Origin of the sequence: Streptomyces sp. GC420, from assembly GCF_009916105.1 — a bacterium.
In the GTDB taxonomy this organism is placed as follows: Bacteria; Actinomycetota; Actinomycetes; order Streptomycetales; family Streptomycetaceae; genus Streptomyces.
Map to the genome: position 1 here is coordinate 1 of NZ_JAAAXQ010000503.1, position 4,693 is coordinate 4,693.

General features: G+C 72.2%; 6 protein-coding genes. 1 reads left to right on the plus strand and 5 read right to left on the minus strand.

Features of this window, described 5'->3' with window-relative positions:
- Positions 1-12 precede the first annotated feature (12 nt).
- Entirely contained in the window at positions 13-639 is a 627-nt protein-coding gene (locus GUY61_RS34950; RefSeq protein WP_166634340.1) for an ABC transporter substrate-binding protein, read from the minus strand.
- Between the two features lie 161 nt (positions 640-800).
- Between GUY61_RS34950 and dtd the strand changes: the two genes are divergently transcribed.
- Positions 801-1,226, plus strand: a complete 426-nt coding sequence (gene dtd / locus GUY61_RS34955; RefSeq protein WP_166634341.1) for a D-aminoacyl-tRNA deacylase — start codon at positions 801-803, stop codon at positions 1,224-1,226.
- 9 nt (positions 1,227-1,235) lie between these two features.
- Here dtd and GUY61_RS34960 read toward each other — a convergent pair whose 3' ends face one another.
- From GUY61_RS34960 to GUY61_RS34975, 4 genes are all read right to left on the minus strand, one after another.
- Positions 1,236-2,207, minus strand: coding sequence for a folate-binding protein YgfZ (locus tag GUY61_RS34960; protein ID WP_166634342.1), 972 nt, complete (start codon positions 2,205-2,207; stop codon positions 1,236-1,238).
- A 10-nt stretch (positions 2,208-2,217) separates the two neighbouring features.
- Positions 2,218-2,781: a Fur family transcriptional regulator gene (locus GUY61_RS34965; protein ID WP_166634343.1), complete on the minus strand. Its 564-nt coding sequence runs from the start codon at positions 2,779-2,781 to the stop codon at positions 2,218-2,220.
- Positions 2,782-2,867: 86 nt separating this feature from the next.
- Entirely contained in the window at positions 2,868-3,431 is a 564-nt protein-coding gene (locus tag GUY61_RS34970) for an FABP family protein (RefSeq protein WP_166634344.1), read from the minus strand.
- Positions 3,432-3,651: 220 nt separating this feature from the next.
- Positions 3,652-4,551, minus strand: coding sequence for a hypothetical protein (locus GUY61_RS34975; protein ID WP_166634345.1), 900 nt, complete (start codon positions 4,549-4,551; stop codon positions 3,652-3,654).
- Positions 4,552-4,693: the final 142 nt, after the last annotated feature.

Sequence of the window (4,693 nt, forward strand, 5' to 3'; positions counted from 1 at the left end):
GTGGCGAAGACGTCACGCGAGCAGGTCGTCCACCTGCGCCTCGCCCTCCCGGTAGCGCCGCGCGATCTCCGCGCTGCAGTCGTCGGCGGTGCGCTGGAGGTCGTGCCGGCGCCGCGAGACCTGCTGCTCGTAGCGGACCAGCCGTCCCATGGCGGTGCGCAGCTCCTCGTCCGTACGCGCCCGCAGGTCCGACAGTTCCACCTCGGCGAGCATCTCGGCGGCGAGTTCGCGGTACTCCTCGCCGTGCGGGGTCCCCAGGGTCACGTGGCGGGCCGAGCTGCGGTGCCGGGAGGGCGCGTCGGCCAGGATCTCGGAGAGCCGGTCGACGACCGAGAGCTCCACGACCGGCGCCTCCTGCGGGCCGGGTCCACTGCGCCGCGCGAGTTCCGCTCGCAGAATGTCGATGCGCCCCTGGAGCAGCCGCCGTACATAGCTGAGATCGGCCTCGTTCCGCTGCGACTCGCGCCGCAGCGCGCGCAGTTCCGGCAGGCGCAGGGTCCGTACCTGGTACGGCGGCGCGCCGGGCAGCACGGCCACGTCGGCGATTCGCTGCACCGGTGGCCGCGGCGGCAGCCCTGTGGGTGCTCCCGCGGGTGCTGGCCCGGACGACGTGCGCCCGGTGCCGGGTGTGCTGGTCATGCCTCTTTTCCGTCCCCTCGAACGGTGCGGCACCCTGGGTGGTCGTCTGCCAGGCCGTCCTCCGGCCTTCCCGGGTACTCACCGCCTGCATGCATCGTGCCACTCCGCGTGGTGAACCCGCAGTCCCGCTTGACCCGTTCGGCCCAGGCATCATGGTCCCCATGCGTGCAGTGGTGCAGAGAGCGGACGGGGCGAGCGTCGAGGTCGCCGGGGAGACGGTCGGCGAGTTCGCCGGTGAGGGCCTGTGTGTGCTGGTGGGGGTCACCCACGGCGACACGAAGGAGAAGGCGGCGCAGCTCGCCAGGAAGCTGTGGACGCTGCGGATCCTCCAGGACGAGAAGTCGTGTTCCGACATCGGCGCGCCGCTGCTGGTGATCTCCCAGTTCACCCTCTACGGAGACGCGCGCAAGGGCCGCCGCCCCACCTGGAACGCGGCCGCGCCCGGCGAGGTCGCGGAGCCGCTCGTCGACGAGGTCGTCGCGCAGTTGCGTGCGCTGGGCGCGAAGGTGGAGACGGGCCGGTTCGGGGCGCGGATGCGGGTGGCGCTCACGAACGACGGCCCGTTCACCGTCTTCCTCGAGGTCTGACGCAGTTGGTCAGGGCTCGACGACGACTTCCTGGGAGGCGGCCGTCTCCCCCGCGAGCAGCGGCGCGTCCACCGGCACATTGCGTTTGACCAGGGCCAGAGCAATCGGCCCCAGCTCGTGGTGGCGGGCCGAGGTGGTGACGAAGCCGAGCTGGCGCCCCTCGGCGCCGTCCTCGGCCTTCCTGACCGGCGTACCGGGCACGGGCAGGTGCACCTCGCTGCCGTCCAGGTGCAGGAAGACCAGCCGGCGCGGCGGTTTCCCCAGGTTGTGGACGCGGGCGACGGTCTCCTGACCCCGGTAGCAGCCCTTCTGGAGGTGCACGGCGCTGTCGAGCCAGCCCAGCTCGTGCGGGATGGTGCGGTGGTCGGTCTCGAAGCCGAGACGCGGCCGGTGCGCCTCCACGCGCAGCGCCTCGAGGGCGAGGACGCCGATCGGGGGGCCGTTCCCGGGGTCCGCCGCGAACGCCTGGAGATCGGCGCGCGGCAGGAACAGGTCGCGCCCGTACGGGGTCTCCCGTACGACCACGCCGCCGGGCGCCGCGGCAATGGAGCCCGCCGGAAGGTGGACGACCGCGAACTCCTCGGTGCGGTCGGCGATTTCGACCTTGTAGAAGAACTTCATGCTCTCCAGGTACGCGATCAGCGCGTCCTGGGTGCCGGGCTCGACGTGCGCCCAGACCGTCTCGCCGTCGTCGACGAGATAGAGCGCGTGCTCGATGTGGCCGTGCGCGGAGAGGATCAGCGCCTCGGTGGCCTGTCCGGGCGGGAGTTCGCTCACATGCTGGGTGAGCAGCAGATGCAGCCAGCTCAGCCGCTCCTCGCCGGAGACGGTGACGACACCGCGGTGCGAGAGATCGACGAACCCGGCTCCGTCGGCGAGGGTGCGCTGCTCACGGAACAGGTCGCCGTAGTGGGCGGCGACTCCTTCGTCGCGTCCCTCGGCGGGGACCGCGCCGGGGAGGGAGAGCAGAGGGCTTTTCATACGCACCAGCCTACGACCCGGTAATTGAGGATTCAGAGTCCCCGGCCGTTCCCGAGCCCGATCCGGAAGCGGTTCCGGAGCCGGGGGCGGAACCCGGGCCGGAGCCGGGTCCGGAGCCCGGGCCGGAGCCGGGTCCGGAGCCCGGGCCGGATCGCGCCCGGGCCACACAGTCGCGGCAGCGGCCGAAGATCGCGAAGTGCTTCATGTCGGTCTCGAAACCGAAGGTCTCCCGCAGCTTCGCCGTGAACTCCGCCGCGACCGCGACGTCGGCCTCGATGACGTTCGTGCAGTCACGGCAGACCAGGTGGATGTGGTGGTGGCGGTCCGCCAGGTGGTACGTGGGTGCGCCGTGTCCGAGATGGGCGTGGCTGACCAGGCCCAGTTCCTCCAGCAGCTCCAGCGTGCGGTAGACGGTGGAGATGTTCACCCCGGAGGCGGTCCTGCGGACCTCGGTGAGGATGTCGTCCGGCGTCGCGTGTTCGAGCGTGTCGACCGCTTCGAGGACAAGCTGGCGCTGCGGGGTCAGCCGGTAGCCGCGCTGCCGCAGATCGCTCTTCCAGTCGGTGCTCACCACGCCACCCAGTGTAGGAGGCGGTGGGACGGAGCACCCGTCCCACCGCGGGCCGCCCGCCGGGAGCGGCCGCGCGGACCGCTCCCGTGTCAGCGGAAGAAGGCGATGCCGTCGTCCGGCAGGTCCTTGAGGTCCTTGGCCCACTCGCTGGGGTCCACGACCTTCTTCAGCTGCGCCGACATGTAGGGGCGCAGGGGGACCTCCGGGGTCTGCTTCTCGCCGACCCACATCAGGTCGCCCTTGACGTAGCCGTAGAGCCGCTTGCCGCCGCTGTAGGGGCCGGAGGCGGCGGTACGCGCCACCGCGTCGGTGACCAGGTCGATCTGGGGCTTGCCTTCGGCCAGCTCGCCGTACCAGATCTCGACGACACCGTGGTCGCGGACCATCACGATCTCGATCTTGCGGTCCTCGTCGATGCGCCAGTAGCCGGACTCGCTCTCCAGAGGCTTGACCTTCTTGCCCTCGGAGTCGAGCACCCAGGTGCGCGAGGTGTACTCGAGGAAGTCACGTCCGTCGTGGCTGAACGTGACCTCCTGGCCGAAGTTGCACTTCTCGCCGCCGGGGAAGTCGGAGACTCCGGCGCCCTCCCAGTTGCCGAGGAGAAAAGCGAGGGGCACGAGGGCCGGGTTCAGGCCGGACGGGATCTGGATCATGAGTTGCTCTGGCGATCTGCTCGGGGAGGGGTGATCAGCGCTGGCCCTGGTACAGCTTCTTCACGGTCAGCCCCGCGAAGGCGAGGACGCCGACGCAGACCAGGACCAGCAGGGCGGAGAAGAATGCCTCAAGCACGGGGTGCTCCTCGGATGGGCGGGGCAGGACCGGGGCCCAGTTTAGTGGGCCGGGCCCCGGGCCGTTCCGTGAGGTCGGCGACGATCAGCCGAGGAGCTGGTTCTGCAGGATCACCGTCTGGTGGAACGGGACCGCCGCGGCGCCGCCCTTCTTCTCGTGGACGACGAGCGCGAGGGTGTCGCCGGCCGCGAGGTACGCCTGGCGGACCTGCTGCGCGCCGTACGGCTTGGGCTCCTCGAACACGTACTGCTGGGCGTATCCGGGCGCGCCCCAGTTGTCCCAGTCCTCGTCCAGTTCGCTGTCGGGGGCGCCGGCGAGGGCGGCCCCGGGCACGGCGCCGACCTGCAGCTGCTCGTCCAGGAAGGCGTCCGCGAACGCGACCGACTTGAAGCGCAGCAGGTAGATCCGCGCGCCGGTGCCGTCGGGCATGGTCCAGCCGCGGGCGGCGATGTGCCGGAGGGCACTGTCGCCCAGGGCCTGCTTCAGGTCGGCGCGCTTGTCCTTCTCGTATTCCGACACGTAACGGTCGATGCCGCTCCAGCCGCCCTCCAGCTCCTTGTCCACGGCCGCGCCCGCCGGTGCGGGGAGCAGCAGCTCGCGCAGGTCGGCGTGGTGGACCTCGGCCTCGTTGCCGTCCGAGAACGGGCGCGGCGAGCCGTCCGGGAGCGCGGGCAGGGAGAGCCGGGGGAAGTCCCAGCGCCCGTCGTTCTCGGTGGCGAGGCCGGGAACGTCGGTGCGGTCCAGGGCGGCGATGCCGTACGCCGTTCCGGTGCCGACGGCCCCGAGGACCAGCACGGCGGCGGTCCAGCGCACCAGCGCCCGCAGCACCCGCCGGTCCTTGACGGCCACGGGCACCGCCGGGACCTCTGGCACTGCGGGTGCGGCCTCGGCGGGCCCGGCCGGTACGGGCGAGGGCGCGGGCGGCGCGGCGACGGGTGACGCGGCCGGTACCGAGGGGGCGCTGTCGGACGCGGCGAGTGCCACGGCGGGAGCGGCGGGGGCCTCGGTCGCCGGCGCCTCGGCGGATTCGGCGGATTCGGCGGGCTCGGCGGATTCGGCGGGCTCGGCGGATTCGGCGGGCTCGGCGGGCTCGGCGGGGGCCTCGGTCGCCGGCGCGGGGGTGGGG